Origin of the sequence: Rhodococcus sp. IEGM 1381 (assembly GCF_030056795.1) — a bacterium.
Classification (GTDB): domain Bacteria; phylum Actinomycetota; class Actinomycetes; order Mycobacteriales; family Mycobacteriaceae; genus Rhodococcoides.
This window is the reverse complement of record NZ_JASHKQ010000001.1, coordinates 204,266-218,808: the sequence shown is the minus strand read 5'-3', so window position 1 is coordinate 218,808 and position 14,543 is coordinate 204,266. Positions and strand designations below refer to the sequence as shown.

Below are 14,543 nucleotides of genomic sequence, written 5' to 3'. Positions count from 1 at the left end.
GGTCCATCGACGACAGTCTCGATCGATCGACGACCGACCGACTCGACATCGTATGGGTACACGACACGGCCAGGACTTCTACGGTTACGAGTGGGTGCACGTGTACGAGAGCGCGCGCACCGGCGCGTTCCGCGTGCTCGCACCACTGCGCGACGAAGGCGTCATCGATGGGTGGGGCATCGGCGTCAACCGCGTCGAACCGCGTCGAACCGCGTCGAACCGCTCGAGATGACACTCGATCTCGACGAGCCGCAGCCCGACGCCTTCCTGCTCGCCGGCCGTTACACGCTTCTCGATCACTCGGCCGTGGCAGCAGTGATCCCCGGCGCAACGCGACCCAGCCGCACCGCCGAGGACATCGCTGCGTGGACCGAGAAAGTTCCGACCGTATTTTGGGAAGCATTGCGCGAACAGAAGATCGACTCGGCCGACGCACCGTTGCCCGACTCGTGATCAGTTCGACCTGTCGATCACATCAGTCGAAAACGATGATGCCGCGAATGTTCCTTCCCGCATGCATGTCCTCGTACGCCTCGGCCACCTGGTCGAGTGTGTACTCCTTGGTGATGAGCTCGTCGAGCTTGAGCTGACCGCGCTGGTACATTCGCGCGAGGTTGGGGATATCGCGTCTCGGATTTGCCTCCCCGAACAGCGATCCCTGCAGTCGCTTCTGCATCAAGGTGAGGTCGCCGAGAAGAATCGGGGCACCGGCCTGGGTGATGTCGCCGAGGCCGGTGAGTACGACGGTGCCGGCCTTGCGAATGGAATCGAGTGCCTGCGCGACGTGATCACCGTTGATGATTCCGATGGTGATGATCGTGGCATCAGCACCTTGACCGTTGGTCAGCGAGCGCGCGAATTCGGTTGCATCTTCGATGGTCTCGAAGGTATCCGTGGCACCGAATTCTCGCGCCTTCTTCAGCTTGAACGGAACCGGATCGACCGCAATCACATTCGTCGCACCGGCGTGTACTGCACCTTGCACCGCGTTGGCACCGATTCCGCCGATGCCCATGACGATGACCGTGTCACCCGGTCGTACGGCAGCGGAATTGACTGCTGAACCCCAGCCGGTCGGTACCCCGCAACTGAGCAACGCGGCTGGTTTGAGCGGCAGGGACTTGTCCACCTTCACCACCGAGGAGACCGATGCCGTCGTGTACTCGCTGAACGTCGAAATGCCGCACTGTTGCCCCACCGGCTCGCCGTTGTGGTGCATCCGGAAGCTCGTGGGGTCCTCGGCGCGCGCACCTGTCAGCAGTGACGCGCCGAGATCGCACAGATTGGACAATCCGCGAGCACAGAACTCACACCGGCCACACGCGGGGAGGAAGGAGAAGACGATGTGATCGCCGACCTCGAATCCCGGGGTATCGGGTCCGACGGCTTCGATGATTCCCGAGCCCTCGTGCCCGCCTGCGTAGGGATAGACACCGACAGGGACATCGCCGGTGGCGTTGTGATCGTCCGAATGGCACAGGCCGGCAGCGACCAGTTTGACCGTCACCTCGTTCTGGCGTGGGTCGTCCAGTTCCACCTCGATCGTTTCGTACTTTCCAGGAGCCTGGCGAATGACAGAGGTGCGGGTGGTGATGGGCATGGCTGTTCCTTTCGAAGGGATGGAGGAGGCGAAACGTTGTGCGCTTCAGCCGTTGATGACCTGAGGTGCCGACACGGCCGCGAGGCCCTCAATTCCGAATTCGAGTCCGTATCCGGACTTCTTGACTCCGCCGAAGGGGATCATCGGGTGCACTCCGCCGTGTGAATTGATCCACACGGTGCCGGCTTGGATGCGTGCCGCGACGGTGCGCGCCGTATCGAGATCGGCGCTCCACACCGAGGCACCGAGTCCGACGTCGATGCCGTTGGCCATGTCGACGGCCTCGTCCACCGTCTCGAAGCGAACGATCGGAAGCGCAGGCCCGAACTGCTCCTGGGTCACCAATGGGTTGGAGTTGTCGATGTCCGACACCAGCGTCGTCGGGTAGAAATATCCCGGAGCGTCGGCTTCGGGTGTACCTCCGGTGAGAATCGTTGCGCCGGAACTCTTGGCCTCGGCCACCAGCCCCGCAACAATGTCGAACTGAGCCTTGTTCTGCAGCGGCCCGAGTACGTTGTCCTCGTCCAGACCACGACCCATCGGGGTCGTCTTCGCAACCTCGACAAGTTCCCGGCAGACGTCCTCGTAGACATCCGCGTGCACGTACAACCGCTTGAGCGCTGCGCACGTCTGCCCGGTGTTGATAAATGCGCCCCAGAATAGATCCTGCGCAATGGCTTTCGGGTCCACGTCGGCGAGCACGATGCCGGCGTCGTTGCCGCCCAACTCCAGGGTCAAACGCTTGACGGTCTCGGCCGAGCTCTTGATGATCGCCTGACCGGTACGGGTGGACCCGGTGAACATCAACTTTGCGATATCGGGATGGCTCGACAGGCGAGCGCCAAGATCACCCTCTCCGGCAACGACATTGACGACATCATCCGGCAGCACCGTTCCCAGAACGTGTGCGAGGGCGAGAACGCTCAGCGGCGTGTACTCCGAGGGCTTCACCACAACGGTGTTGCCCATCCTCAGCGAGGGCGCGATCTGCCAGATCGAGATCATCATCGGCCAATTCCACGGCCCGATCGCGCCCACGACGCCCAACGGACGGTAGTGGATCTCGGCATGTGTCTCGCCATCGTCGATCAAGGTCCGGCCCGGGAGATCGGTTGCCGCAGTGGCCCGAAGCCAGTTTGCGCAGGCGCCGACCTCGAAGCGAGCATTGGGGCCGTTGAGCGGCTTGCCCTGTTCGCGAGAAAGCAGCTCCGCGAGGGGTTCGGTGGCAGCGTCGATCGCGTCGGCCGCCCGGACGAGCAACGATTGCCGCTCCTCATCGGTGCGCGCGGCCCAGGACGGCTGCGCCGCTTTGGCTCGGGCGACAGCTGCGTCGAGCACCTCCACGGAGCGGAACGGTGCCTTTCCGACGAGTTCACCGGTTGCGGGGTCGAAAATATCGCGACCGTCGGGTGTCGTGATCTCGGAGAGAAGAGTGGCGTAGGTGATAGTCATGATCGATCCTCAGGCTCGGGGACATGGACTCCGGGGCTCAATAGCTGTCGGGTGCTGGCTGGCCGGGAGAGGTGATGAAACGTTGTGCGAGTTCTTCGGAACCGCGTGCAAGCAGCGCTGCGTCCGCACCGACCAGGGCGAACTCGGCACCGCTGCGAACGTAGTCGTCGGCCTGGACCGGGTCGAATGCATTGACGCCGAAGGGCTTTTCGCATTGTGCGACCTGTGCGAAGGTTTCCTTCACGGCCGCAACCACATCGGGGTGGCTCTGCCGACCAAGTAGCCCCATGGATGCAGCGAGATCGCTCGGTCCGACGAAGATGCCGTCGACCCCTTCCGTCTGGGCGATCGATCGTGCATTGTCCACCGCCTCGACGCTTTCGATCTGAACGAAAACAGAGACATGTCGGGCGGCATCGTCGAGGTAGTTCTCGACTCTGTTCCACCGCGCCGAGCGAGCAAGCGCACTTCCGACTCCGCGCCGGCCCAGCGGTGGATACTGTGCGGCCTCGGTCACCCGACCGGCCTGATCTGCCGTCGAGATCATCGGTACGAGAATGTTCTGGACGCCGAGATCGAGCACCTGTTTGATGATCACGCCGTCGCCGAACGGAACCCGGACCACCGGGGTGACATCGTAGGCAGACACCGCATAGAGCTGTGCCAGAACCGATTCGAGGCCGTTGGGTGCATGCTCCATGTCGATCAGGACCCAGTCCAGTCCAGAACCGGCCATGATCTCCGCAGCTACGGGTGATCCGGTCGTGATCCAGCCACCGTAGAGTGTCCGGGTCGCCGACCGAATAGCTTCTCGGAAAGTCGGTTTCAGGAGAATCGACATGTGATGGTTCCCATCGGTCCGTAGTCCGCGAGGACGCTGTCGCCCTTGTATACCCACATCGGCCGCGTGAACGAGCCGGCCAGCACTATTTCGCCGGCTTCGAGACGGTCTCCGTGTTGGGCGAGCTTGTTCGCCAACCACGCCACCCCGGTCGCGGGATGGTTGAGCACCGCCGCTGCTACTCCGGATTCTTCGATCGTCTCGTTGCGATACAGCAGCGCGGAGATCCATCGCAGGTCCACACTGGATGGCGCAACGGGGTTGCCGCCGTACACTATTGCGCCCAGTGCGGCGTTGTCGCTGATGGTGTCGACGATCGTGCGGCCCGGCATTTCGATGCGGGAGCTGAGAATCTCCAGCGCCGGCAATACGTAGTCGGTTGCCTTCAGCACGTCGAAGATGGTTGCCGATGGACCGTCTATCGCCTGTCCCAGAACGAATGCGAGCTCGACTTCGATGCGCACGTTGGAGAAGCGATCGTGCTCGATGACCGATCCGTTCTCGTACACCTGATCGTCGAAGATCGCACCGTAATCGGGTTCGGTGATGCCAGTCGCAACCTGCATCACCTTGCTCGTCAAGCCGATCTTGCGTCCGACATGCTTGCGCCCGGCTTCGATGCCCCGTCGATGCCACTCGTTCTGCACCGCATACGAGTCTTCGACGGTCATCTCGGGGTACCGCGCGGTCAGTCGCGGCACCATCGAACGTGTGCGTTCGGCTGCGGCGAGTTCATCGGCGATGTCAGCGATAGTCTGCGCTGGAAGCATCGAATATCCTGTCCCTGTGAGTGTTCGGTCCGGTTCAGAGCTGGTTTCCGAGTTTGTACTCGCCTTGCTTCCGCGTCGTCATCGCGTCGGTGTCCTCCTTGCGGGTGTACGAGAACCCGTCGGCTCCGATCGTCACCGCCATCTCGGAGTCGTCTGTGCGCGCGATGACCGGCCGGGGATTGCCGTCGAGGTCGAGGACGATGGATGCATCGGTGTACCAACTCGGCACGACCGGTGTGCCCCACCAGTCTCGGCGCTGGTTGTCGTGCACGTCCCACGTGACGACGGGGTTGTCGGGATCGCCGGTGTAGTAGTCCTGGGTGTAGATCTCGATTCGGTGGCCGTCGGGATCGCGCAGGTACAGGTAGAACGCGTTCGAGACCCCGTGGCGGCCGGGGCCGCGTTCGATGTGATCGGACATACGCAGGGATCCGAGCTTGTCGCAGATCGCGATGATGTTGTGCTTTTCGTGAGTTGCGAAGGCCACGTGGTGCATTCGAGGCCCATCCCCGCCCGTCATGGCAGTGTCGTGGACTGTCGACTTACGACGCATCCACGCGGCGTACGTCGTGCCGGCCTCGTCCTGAATGTCTTCGGTGACGCGGAACCCGAGATCCTCCATGTAGGCGACCGCGCGTGGGACGTCCGGGGTCACCTGGTTGAAGTGGTCGAGACGTACCAGAGCGCCAGGGGTGTACAGGTGATAGTGCCAGGCCAGGCGCTCGACATGTTCGACCTCGTGGAAGAACTCGTACGGAAAGCCCAGTGGGTCTTCCACTCGAACGGAGTCGCCGATGCCCTTGGTGAAGCCGTCTGCGCGACGCTCGACGCGGCATCCGAGCTCTGTGTAGAAAGCTACCGCTCTGTCGAGATCCTCCGGGCTGCGAACGCGGTAGGAAAATGCGGCAACGCCGGCCACCGGTCCCTCGCGTAGCACCAGGTTGTGGTGGATGAACTCCTCGAAGGAGCGGAGGTAGACGGCATCCTCGCTTTCTTCTGTGACCACGAGGTCGAGTACGTCCACATAGAACTTGCGTGAACGATCGAGGTCGGTGACGACGAGTTCCATGTACGCGCACCGGAGCACGTCCGGGGGAGTGGCTGCGGGAGTGTCGAGAGCGTTTTTCGGACAAATCGGATTGGTCTGTGTCACAACAGGCTCCGGTGAGTTGGGCGTGATTGTCATGTCGGTAGTGGTCCTTGGTGGGTGAGAGCTGAGTCAGTGCTGCTGGGAGTCGGCTTTGCCGAAGGTCGGGTTGTGAACTTCCCCCAGAGTGATGTGCACTGCTTGCTGCTGGGTGTAGAAGTCGATGGAGCGGTAGCCACCCTCATGGCCGAGCCCGGACGCCTTGACTCCTCCGAACGGCGTACGCAGATCGCGAACATTGTTGGAGTTCAACCAGACCATGCCGGCCTGGACCGATTGTGAGAAGTTGTGGGCCCGCTTGAGATCGTTGGTCCAGATGTACGCAGCGAGTCCGTAGCGAACACCGTTCGCCAATTCCAATGCCTCCGAGTCGCTGTCGAACGGGGTGATCGCGACGACCGGTCCGAATATCTCCTCCTGGAAGATGCGTGCGTCGGGCTTCACGTCGGCGAACACGGTCGGTGTGACGAAGTTGCCCACCTCGAAGCCGTCGGCGCGGCCACCGCCGGCGACGAGCCTGGCCTCGGTCTTGCCGATCTCGATGTAGCTCATGACCTTGTCGTAGTGCTCGGTGTGCACCAGTGCGCCGACCTCGGTCGAGGGGTCGTGGGGGTAGCCGACGCGGACGCGCTTCGCCTGTGCTGCATAGCGTTCGATGAACTCGTCGTAGATCGGTCGCTCGACGAGAATGCGACTGCCTGCGGTGCAGCGCTCACCGTTGAGGGAGAAGACCCCGAAAATCGTGGCATCGATGGCTGCGTCGAGATCGGCGTCGGCGAACACCACTGCTGGGCTCTTGCCGCCGAGTTCCATCGACAGCCCCTTCAGGTGCGGCGCTGCGTTGGCGAAGATCAACTGTCCGGTGCTCGATTCGCCGGTGAAGGAGATCAGTGGGACGTCGGGATGCTTGACCAACGCGTCGCCGGCCTCTTCGCCGAGTCCGTTGACGAGGTTGAACACACCCTCGGGCAGTCCGGCTTCCTCGAAGATACCGGCCCACAGCGATGCGGACAGCGGGGTGAATTCGGCCGGCTTGAGTACGACGGTGTTGCCGGTTGCCAAGGCAGGACCGAGTTTCCAGGACTCGAGCATGAAGGGGGTGTTCCACGGCGTGATCAGTCCTGCGACGCCGATAGGTGTTCGGTTGACGTAGTTGATCTGCCTGCCGGGCACCTTGTAGGTATCGTCGGATTGCGCCACGATCAGGTCTGCGAAGAAGCGGAAGTTCTCGGCGGCACGGCGTGCTTGGCCGAGGGCCTGGGTGATGGGCAGACCGGAATCGAACGATTCCAATTCGGCGAGGCGAGCGTCGTGTGACTCGACGATGTCGGCTATGCGGTGCAGGACCCGAGAACGTTCCCGTGGCAGCATGCGCGGCCATGGACCTTGCTCGAATGCCTGGGCTGCGGCGTTCACGGCGTGGTCGATGTCGGCTTTCTTGCCTGCCGCGGCCCGAACGTATGTCTCGTTCGAGACGGGATCCGATACCTCGAAGGTGGCGCCGTCGATAGAGTCGACGAATTTACCTCCGATGTAGTGCTGAATTTTCTCGGGCAGGTCGGCGGGGACGTGGTGTTGTGATTGTGCGGCAACGGTATTGGTCATGGATTCTCCAGGTGTCGTAGTCAGTAGGCAGGAAGGCCGAGTGTCTCGTCGGGGTGCTCGTGGATCAGGTAGGCGTCCAGGGTTGCGGATCGATGTCGGCGGGCGGCCTTCTCGATCTCTCCCAGCGGGGCCCCGATCTCTATGAGACGGACGATGTTCTCGTGTTCGTTGACCGATTCGTTGGCCCGGCCAGGAACGAACGCGAAGGTCGACGCTCGCAGATGACCGAGACGTCCCCATTCGGCTTCGACGAGCGTCAACATTCGGGGATTGACGCACTTCGCGTACAAGATCTTGTGAAACTCCTGATTGAGCAAAGTGAACTGCTTGGGGTCGAAATGTTGCAAGGACTCGATCATCCGATCGTTCACCGATCGGGCCCGGCGTAGGTCGTCCTCGGAGAGTCGTCGCGCAGCCAACGCGGTGGCTGCGCCTTCCAGAATGCTCAAACTTTGCATGCTGTAGCGGTATTGGGTGTCATCGACCATCGCGACATGCGCACCGACATTGCGCTCGAACGTCACCATGCCCTCGGCTTCGAGCTGCCTGATCGCTTCGCGGACGGGCACGACGCTCATCTCGAGTTCCTTGGCTATGGAGCCGAGTACCAACCGGTAGCCCGGTGTGTACTCCTGGAGTGAGATCCGCTCTTTGACGTAGTGATACGCAATCTGCGATTTGCTCTGGGTCACTGTTGCGCTCCTTGGTTCTGCCGCCAGGTCTCGTACTTCTGCTTCCACTCTTCATTGGGCGGAAACAGTCCGTCGAGTGCATGCCCGGCAGCGACCTGATCGGCCACCCATGCGTCTTGTTCCTCCTGGGCGAGGGCGGCGTCGGCGACTTCGGCAGCCAGTGCCGGGGGAATCACGATGACGCCGTCGCCGTCACCGACGATGATGTCGCCGGGTTGGACCGTTGCGCCACCGCAGCCGATGGTCAGGTCGTGGTCCCAGGGCACGTGGCGTCGGCCCAGAACTGCGGGGTGGGCCGTCGCCGCGAATACCGGCAAGCCGATATCTGCAACTGCATCACGATCGCGTACTCCACCGTCGGTAACGACGCCGGCTGCACCGCGCGACTGTGCGCGCAGCGCGAGGATGTCGCCGAGTGTTCCCGAGCCGAGCTCTCCGCGAGCCTCGATCACGATGATCTCACCGTCGGACACCGCGTCGAACGCTTGCTTCTGTGCGTTGTAGCCGCCGCCGTGTGAGACGAACAGGTCCTCGCGGTTGGGCACGAACCGCAGCGTGCGGGCCACGCCGACGATCTTCGTGCCCGGCGTCAGAGCGTGAACTCCATCGATCGACACGTTGTTCAGACCGCGCTTGCGTAGCTGTGCGGACAGGCCCGCAACCGGTACGCGAGTGAGCTTCTCGCGCAACTCTGTAGCCAGGCCAGGGCGTGCCGCCGACTTCAGCCCCGCAGCTTCGGGTGAACCCCACGCGTCGGCGCGCTGGGCATCGTCCACCGAAGGGGTGGATCCGAGAGTGCTGTCGAATTCGGTGGTGCCCGCAACGACTGTCGTGACGAGCCGGCCGGACGTATGGCCTCCGGGGGCATCGACTTCGACCTCCACGACGTCGCCGGTGGAGACCACAGAGGAGCCCGCAGGGGTACCGGTGAGAATGATGTCGCCCGGTTCCAACGTGAAGTGCTGAGACAGGTCTGCAACGAGCCGAGGGAGGGAAAAGATGAGATCTGCGGTGGTGTCGTCCTGGACGAGCTCGCCGTTGACCCAAGTGCGCAATCGAAGCTCGGTGGGGCTGACCGAGGTGGCGTCGATGACGCCGGGGCCGAGCGGTGTGTACCCGTCACGGCCCTTCGACCTGACGTTGGACCCTTTGTCGGGTGCGCGGAGGTCGTACAGTCCGAAGTCGTTGGCCGCGGTGACCCCCGCGATATGACTCCAGGCCGCGTCGATCGACACCGTGCGTGCAGCCGTTCCGATCACCAACGCAATCTCGCCCTCGAAAGCCAGTAGCTCCGTACCCAAGGGCTTTTCTATCGTTCCACCGGTGGATCCCACGGAACTCGACGGCTTGAAGAAGTACGAGGGGTTCTCCGGTCGACGCCCACGCTGATCTGCGCGTGAGGCGTAACTCAGGTGTACCGCAACGATTTTGCCGGGTCTGGACAGCGCGCCCGGTGTGGTTTGTTCGGCTGCAGAGTGGCTGTGCGTCGTCATGGTCCTCCTCGATAGCGACTCTTGCATCATATCTCAGATCGTATACGATGAGTGATCTAAGTCGCAATGACCTCCCACCGTGTCCCCTGACACGTGCGCACACTCAATCGAGGAGTAGCCATGATCAACCCGCCCCGGCAACCGTTGGACCACGGCAGCCCCATCACCGAGCGCGAACGTCGACGCGTTGTTTTCGCAGCCGTGGTGGGAACAACTGTCGAGTGGTACGACTTCTTCATCTACGCAGCCGCGGCCGGCCTCGTATTCGGCAACCTGTTCTTCGGACCAGCAGGCAACGGAGTCGCGACGATCCTGTCGTTTCTGACGGTCGGCATCAGCTTTCTATTCCGTCCACTCGGTGCATTCCTGGCCGGGCACTATGGAGACCGCTACGGCCGCCGAGTCGTGCTGATGGTCACGCTGGTGATGATGGGTGTCGCGACCAGCTTGGTCGGACTGCTGCCGACGTACAGCGCAATCGGTGTCTCCGCACCAATCCTGCTCATCGTTCTTCGTATCCTGCAGGGCATTTCAGCCGGTGGTGAGTGGGGCGGCGCGGTTCTGATGGCCGTCGAACATGCCCCCGACCACAAGCGTGGCGTCTACGGGGCCTCCCCGCAGGTAGGAGTTCCGTTGGGTCTGTTGCTCGCTTCCGGCGTGATGGCGCTGATGACGATCATCGCTCCCGGTGAGGCCTTCGAGCAGTGGGGTTGGCGAGTGCCGTTCCTGTTTTCCGTCGTACTGATTCTGATCGGGCATTACATTCGTCGACGCGTCGAGGAGAGCCCGGTCTTCCTCGAGATCGCCCAGCGCAAGGAGCAGACGAAAACACCCATCGTCGAGCTCTTCCGCAATCATTGGAGGCTGGTCATCGTTGCGGCGCTGGTGTTCGCGGGCAACAGTGCGGTGGGGTACATGACCACCGGTGGCTACATCCAGAACTACGCGACCAACCCCGCCGGCCCGGTGGGCCTCGATCGCGGTCCGGTGCTGTGGGCGGTAGCGGGATCGGCGCTGAGTTGGCTGATCTTCACCTGGGTAGGCGCCTGGGTGAGCGATCGCATCGGCCGTCGGTCCACGTATGTGATCGGCTGGATTCTGCTACTTGCTGCGCTGATTCCACTGTTCACTCTGGTGAACACCGGTAGCGTCTGGATTTTGTTGCTGGGTCTGGTGTTCACCACAGTCGGCCTCGGATTCACCTACGGTCCGCAGGCGGCGCTGTATGCGGAGTTGTTCCCTGCGTCGGTTCGATTCTCGGGAGTGTCGATTTCCTATGCGATCGGAGCCATCATCGGCGGAGCCTTCGCTCCGACCATCGCTGCAGCCCTCGTGCGTGCAACCGGAACGACAACCGCCGTCACCGTATATCTCGTGATCATGGTCCTGTTAAGTCTGGTGGCCACGCTCCTGCTGCGCGACCGCAGCGGAATTCCTCTGGGACCGGATCACGAAAGCGAACAATCGGTAAGCCCTATCAGAAGATTGGCGAAGGTCTGACAATGCAATTTCACCACCACGGTTATGTCTCGGGTGACCCGCGGATCGCGACTGCTGCGGGAACCGGAGTCAACCGACCCGACGATCTTCCCGACGAGGTCGATGTACTCATCGTCGGTACCGGACCTGCCGGGATGATCACCGCCGCACAGCTCTCGCAATTTCCCACGGTGACAACACGAATCGTCGAGAAGCGGACGGGCCGACTTGCCATCGGGCAGGCGGACGGCATTCAGGCGCGCAGCGTCGAGACGTTCCAGGCCTTCGGGTTTGCGGACCGAATCACCGCCGAGGCATACCGCATCACCGAAATGGCGTTCTGGAAGCCGGATCCGAACGACCCGAGCAAGATCGTGCGTGCCGCGCGAACGCCCGACGATGCAACCGGGATCAGCGAGTTTCCGCATCTGATCGTCAACCAAGCCCGGGTTCTCGACTACTTCGCCGAGGTCATGGCCAATGCTCCTACGCGAATGAAGCCGGATTTCGGATACGAGTTCTGCACTCTTGAGGTTGGCGACGGAGAATATCCGGTCACTGTGACCCTGAAGCAGAACGGCGGCGATTCGGCGGGTCGCCTGCGTACCGTGCGCGCCAAATATGTCGTGGGGTCCGATGGTGCGCGCAGCGCCGTACGCGACACCATCGGGTGCACTCCATTGGGGAACAAAGCATTTCATGCCTGGGGAGTCATGGACGTCCTTGCCGTCACAGATTTCCCCGACATCAGGACCAAGTGTGCGATCCAGTCCGGTTCCGGTGGCAGCATCCTGCACATCCCACGCGAGGGAGGGCACCTGTTCCGCATGTACGTCGATCTCGGTGAGGTCGCCGAGAACGACAACCGCAGTGTGCGTAATACGAGTATCGAGGACATCATCGCTCAGGCGAACGAGATCATGCATCCGTATACGCTCGATGTAAAAGATGTTGCGTGGCACAGTGTTTACGAGGTAGGCCATCGTGTCACGGACCGGTTCGACGACGTACCGGCAGAGCAGGTGGGTACCCGAACGCCACACGTGTTCATCACCGGAGACGCATGTCATACGCACAGCGCCAAGGCCGGGCAGGGCATGAACGTATCCATGCAGGACGGATTCAACCTTGCCTGGAAGCTCGGCCACGTACTCGAAGGGCGCAGCCCGGAGCGTCTGCTCTCGACGTACAACGCGGAGCGGCAGGTCATCGCACAGAACCTGATCGACTTCGACAAGGAATGGTCGACGATGATGGCGAAGCGGCCCGAGGACTTCGAAAACCCTTCGGAACTCGAAGAGTTCTACGTCAAGACAGCTGAGTTCCCGGCCGGATTCATGACCGAGTACGACCGCTCGATGATCGTCGGCGATACCGCGAATCAACATCTGGCCACGGGCTTTTCGGTCGGAAAGCGGTTCAAGTCGGTACCGGTCGTGCGTGTGTGCGACGCCAATCCGGTGCATCTGGGTCACCACCACCGCGCCGATGGGCGTTGGCGGATATACGTTTTCGCCGACTCTGTTGCTGCGGGTATCCATTCATCCAGTCGGACGCTGGACGCGTTGGCGCACTGGTTGTCGACGGCACCGGAATCGCCGGTTGTCCGTTACACCCCGATCGGGGCCGACATCGACAGTCGTTTCGACATCAAAGTCGTCTATCAGCAGGTCCACACTGCGGTCGATCTCGGCGCAGTGCAGTCGATCTTTCTTCCCGTGGGAGGTCCGTTCGGGCTCGTCGATTACGAGAAGGTCTACGCCGTGGATCCGGTCGTCGACATATTCGAGGAGCGCGGAATAGACCGAAACGGGGCAATTGTAGTGGTCAGGCCGGACCAGTACGTAGCGCAGATACTCCCACTCGATGCCACCGCCGAACTGGCCGCTTTCTTCGGTGAGAACATGCTGGCGCAGAACGCAACCGTCGCAAAGGAACTGGTATGACCGATATCGAGAACGAACTATTGGCCTCGGTCCCCAATGGCTTGTTTATCGCCGGCAAGTGGCGCCCGTCGGAATCGAATACCACTCTCCGCGTGCATGATCCGGCAACCGGTGAGGTCATCCGCGAGATCGCCGATGCTACTCCGGAGGACGGCATGGCGGCCCTGGACGCTGCCGTCGCAGCAGCCGCGTCGTGGGCGGACACTCCTGCCCGTCGACGCGCCGAGATTCTACGTCGGGCGTTCGATCTGTTGCAGGAGCGGCGGGAGGATTTTGCGCTGCTCATGACTATCGAGATGGGTAAGCCCCTTGCCGAAGCCAGGGGAGAGGTGGCGTACGGAGGTGAATTTCTGCGTTGGTTCAGTGAGGAGACCAACCGCGTTCAAGGACGGTACGGCCCGAATCCGGAGAACACCGGCCGGATGTACGTCACCCAGCATCCGGTCGGGCCGTGCTTTCTGATCACGCCGTGGAACTTCCCGTTGGCCATGGCCACTCGAAAGATCGCGCCCGCCCTGGCCGCGGGTTGCACAGTCGTGGTGAAGCCGGCTGCGCTGACTCCTTTGACGACGTTGCTGCTCGTCGAGGTTCTCCGGCAAGCCGGACTTCCCGATGGTGTGGTCAACGTGGTCACCACGTCCTCGTCGTCGGCATTGTCGGAGCCGATCATCGCCGACCCACGACTGCGCAAGCTCTCCTTCACCGGCTCGACGCCGGTAGGTCAGAACTTGATGCGTCAGGCCGCAACCGGGGTGCTGCGGACATCGATGGAGCTGGGCGGAAATGCTCCGTTCGTCGTGTTCGGCGACGCCGATCTCGACAAAGCGGTCGACGGCGCAATCGCCGCCAAATTTCGCAATATCGGTCAGGCGTGCACGGCAGCCAATCGATTCATCGTGCACGAGTCCGTAGTGCAGGAGTTCACCCGTCGGGTCACCGAGAAGGTCGAAAGCTTCACGATCGGACGCGGCACCGAGGACGGCGTCACGATCGGCCCTCTCATCGATGCAGGAGGCGTTCGGAAAGCCGGCGAGTTGGTCCGCGATGCAGTACAGCGCGGCGCGACCGTCGCCACGGGCGGAATCGCTGTGGAGCGCGCGGGCACCTTCTACGCTCCGACTGTGTTGACCGATGTGGAACCCGGCAGCGACATCATGCGCGAGGAGATATTCGGGCCCGTTCTCGCCATCTCGAGCTTCGCCTCGGAGGACGAGGCGGTGGCGCGTGCGAACGACACCGAGTACGGATTGGTGTCCTACGTCTACACCGAGGACTTCGCCCGCGGCCAACGAATGATCGAGCGTCTGCACACGGGAATGATGGGTCTCAACGTCGGAGTCGTGTCCAATGCGGCTGCACCGTTCGGTGGATGGAAGATGTCCGGTCTCGGCCGCGAGGGCGGAGCCGAAGGAATCCACGAATACCTGCAGACCAAGTACACGCTCACACCATCGCCGTTCGGATGAATCGGCAATCGTCGATCCGCCGGGGTGGGTGGGAATCAGCCGACCCACCCCG

At 62.2% G+C, this 14,543-nt stretch carries 13 protein-coding genes; 5 read left to right on the top strand and 8 right to left on the bottom strand.

The features are described from left to right. The first annotated feature begins 52 nt into the window (after nucleotides 1-52). Entirely contained in the window at nucleotides 53-232 is a 180-nt protein-coding gene (locus tag QM797_RS01075) for a hypothetical protein (protein ID WP_283273290.1), read from the top strand. Next, the gene (locus tag QM797_RS01070; RefSeq protein ID WP_283273289.1) at nucleotides 229-453 is read left to right on the top strand and encodes a hypothetical protein; all 225 of its coding nucleotides are present in this window, start codon (nucleotides 229-231) and stop codon (nucleotides 451-453) included. The genes QM797_RS01075 and QM797_RS01070 overlap by 4 nt, the downstream gene beginning before the upstream one ends. A 22-nt stretch (nucleotides 454-475) precedes the next feature. Here the strand turns inward: QM797_RS01070 and QM797_RS01065 are convergent, their stop codons facing one another. Genes QM797_RS01065 through QM797_RS01030 form a run of 8 tightly spaced genes read right to left on the bottom strand, consistent with a single transcriptional unit; the run spans nucleotide 476 to nucleotide 9,600 of the window. After that, entirely contained in the window at nucleotides 476-1,594 is a 1,119-nt protein-coding gene (locus QM797_RS01065; RefSeq protein WP_283275231.1) for an NDMA-dependent alcohol dehydrogenase, read from the bottom strand. A 51-nt stretch (nucleotides 1,595-1,645) separates the two neighbouring features. Further along, the gene (locus QM797_RS01060; protein WP_283273288.1) at nucleotides 1,646-3,052 is read right to left on the bottom strand and encodes an aldehyde dehydrogenase family protein; all 1,407 of its coding nucleotides are present in this window, start codon (nucleotides 3,050-3,052) and stop codon (nucleotides 1,646-1,648) included. Nucleotides 3,053-3,089: 37 nt separating this feature from the next. Next, on the bottom strand, nucleotides 3,090-3,893 hold the full coding sequence (locus QM797_RS01055; protein ID WP_283273287.1) for an HpcH/HpaI aldolase family protein: 804 nt from the start codon (nucleotides 3,891-3,893) through the stop codon (nucleotides 3,090-3,092). Beyond that, a complete protein-coding gene (gene hpaH / locus QM797_RS01050; RefSeq protein WP_283273286.1) occupies nucleotides 3,878-4,663 on the bottom strand; it encodes a 2-oxo-hept-4-ene-1,7-dioate hydratase in 786 nt (261 codons plus the stop codon). The genes QM797_RS01055 and hpaH overlap by 16 nt, the downstream gene beginning before the upstream one ends. Nucleotides 4,664-4,697: 34 nt before the next feature. After that, nucleotides 4,698-5,849, bottom strand: coding sequence for a 3,4-dihydroxyphenylacetate 2,3-dioxygenase (gene hpaD, locus QM797_RS01045; RefSeq protein WP_283273285.1), 1,152 nt, complete (start codon nucleotides 5,847-5,849; stop codon nucleotides 4,698-4,700). A 33-nt stretch (nucleotides 5,850-5,882) separates the two neighbouring features. Then, nucleotides 5,883-7,415, bottom strand: a complete 1,533-nt coding sequence (gene hpaE, locus QM797_RS01040) for a 5-carboxymethyl-2-hydroxymuconate semialdehyde dehydrogenase (RefSeq protein ID WP_283273284.1) — start codon at nucleotides 7,413-7,415, stop codon at nucleotides 5,883-5,885. Between the two features lie 20 nt (nucleotides 7,416-7,435). After that, entirely contained in the window at nucleotides 7,436-8,107 is a 672-nt protein-coding gene (locus QM797_RS01035) for a GntR family transcriptional regulator (protein WP_283273283.1), read from the bottom strand. Continuing rightward, nucleotides 8,104-9,600: a fumarylacetoacetate hydrolase family protein gene (locus QM797_RS01030; protein ID WP_283273282.1), complete on the bottom strand. Its 1,497-nt coding sequence runs from the start codon at nucleotides 9,598-9,600 to the stop codon at nucleotides 8,104-8,106. Before QM797_RS01030 ends, QM797_RS01035 begins: the two co-directional genes overlap by 4 nt. A gap of 120 nt (nucleotides 9,601-9,720) precedes the next feature. Here QM797_RS01030 and QM797_RS01025 point away from each other — a divergent pair, with 120 nt between their 5' ends. The 3 genes from QM797_RS01025 to QM797_RS01015 are packed head-to-tail and all read left to right on the top strand — an operon-like array spanning nucleotide 9,721 to nucleotide 14,491. After that, nucleotides 9,721-11,100, top strand: a complete 1,380-nt coding sequence (locus tag QM797_RS01025; protein ID WP_283273281.1) for an MFS transporter — start codon at nucleotides 9,721-9,723, stop codon at nucleotides 11,098-11,100. A gap of 2 nt (nucleotides 11,101-11,102) precedes the next feature. Next, nucleotides 11,103-13,025: an FAD-binding monooxygenase gene (locus QM797_RS01020; RefSeq protein ID WP_283273280.1), complete on the top strand. Its 1,923-nt coding sequence runs from the start codon at nucleotides 11,103-11,105 to the stop codon at nucleotides 13,023-13,025. After that, a complete protein-coding gene (locus QM797_RS01015; protein WP_283273279.1) occupies nucleotides 13,022-14,491 on the top strand; it encodes an NAD-dependent succinate-semialdehyde dehydrogenase in 1,470 nt (489 codons plus the stop codon). Before QM797_RS01020 ends, QM797_RS01015 begins: the two co-directional genes overlap by 4 nt. The last annotated feature ends 52 nt before the right edge of the window (nucleotides 14,492-14,543 follow it).

Bases quoted from the DNA above. Each gene is read 5' to 3' on its own strand.
- hpaE (WP_283273284.1), bottom strand. From the start codon at position 7,415: ATGACCAATACCGTTGCCGCACAATCACAACACCACGTCCCCGCCGAC.
- QM797_RS01055 (WP_283273287.1), bottom strand. From the start codon at position 3,893: ATGTCGATTCTCCTGAAACCGACTTTCCGAGAAGCTATTCGGTCGGCG.
- QM797_RS01075 (WP_283273290.1), top strand. From the start codon at position 53: ATGGGTACACGACACGGCCAGGACTTCTACGGTTACGAGTGGGTGCAC.
- QM797_RS01030 (WP_283273282.1), bottom strand. From the start codon at position 9,600: ATGACGACGCACAGCCACTCTGCAGCCGAACAAACCACACCGGGCGCG.
- hpaD (WP_283273285.1), bottom strand. From the start codon at position 5,849: ATGACAATCACGCCCAACTCACCGGAGCCTGTTGTGACACAGACCAAT.
- QM797_RS01025 (WP_283273281.1), top strand. From the start codon at position 9,721: ATGATCAACCCGCCCCGGCAACCGTTGGACCACGGCAGCCCCATCACC.
- hpaH (WP_283273286.1), bottom strand. From the start codon at position 4,663: ATGCTTCCAGCGCAGACTATCGCTGACATCGCCGATGAACTCGCCGCA.
- QM797_RS01015 (WP_283273279.1), top strand. From the start codon at position 13,022: ATGACCGATATCGAGAACGAACTATTGGCCTCGGTCCCCAATGGCTTG.
- QM797_RS01060 (WP_283273288.1), bottom strand. From the start codon at position 3,052: ATGACTATCACCTACGCCACTCTTCTCTCCGAGATCACGACACCCGAC.
- QM797_RS01070 (WP_283273289.1), top strand. From the start codon at position 229: ATGACACTCGATCTCGACGAGCCGCAGCCCGACGCCTTCCTGCTCGCC.
- QM797_RS01020 (WP_283273280.1), top strand. From the start codon at position 11,103: ATGCAATTTCACCACCACGGTTATGTCTCGGGTGACCCGCGGATCGCG.